The following is a 563-nucleotide window of genomic DNA, read 5'->3' as shown; positions in this document are numbered from 1 at the left end:
CTCGTCGTCCGGCACGGAGGACTGCTAACCATGACATGGACGTTGACGCTGATCGATCTGGCCGGGTCGGTTGCGCTGCTGCTGTGGGGTACCCACATGGTGCAGACAGGTATCCAGCGCGCATTCGGTGCCAGCCTTCGCTCACTGCTCGGTCGGGCCCTGCGCGGGCGACTGGGCGCCTTCCTGGCCGGTATGGGCGTCACCGCGGTATTGCAGAGCAGTACGGCGACAGGACTTATGACGGCCGGTTTTGCTGCCGGCGGCCTGGTCGAGCTGGTTCCCGCGCTCGCCATCATGCTTGGCGCGAACGTCGGCACGACGCTGATCGTGCAGGTGCTGTCGTTCGATGTTTCAGCTGCCTCGCCGGCGCTGATCCTCATTGGCGTGCTGATGTTCCGTAAGGCGTCGACCACGCGGGCACACGATCTGGGCCGCGTGCTGATTGGCCTGGGCCTGATGCTGCTTGCGCTTCACCAGCTACTCGGGCTGATGACGGACTACGAGGATGCGCCCAGCCTGCGCATGCTGCTGGGTGCCGCATCCACCGCGCCGGTGGTCGATGT

Annotated in this window: 1 protein-coding gene; it reads left to right on the top strand. The window is 65.5% G+C overall.

Features of this window, described 5'->3' with window-relative positions; translation table 11 throughout:
- Positions 1-30: 30 nt before the first annotated feature.
- The coding region (locus A6V37_RS03620; protein ID WP_131799775.1) for a Na/Pi symporter at positions 31-563 on the top strand (533 nt) is incomplete at its 3' end.

The organism is Paraburkholderia ginsengiterrae, assembly GCF_001645125.1.
Classification (GTDB): Bacteria; Pseudomonadota; Gammaproteobacteria; order Burkholderiales; family Burkholderiaceae; genus Paraburkholderia; species Paraburkholderia ginsengiterrae.
Note: the sequence above shows the minus strand (reverse complement) of the source record. Positions and strands in the feature narration are given on the sequence as shown.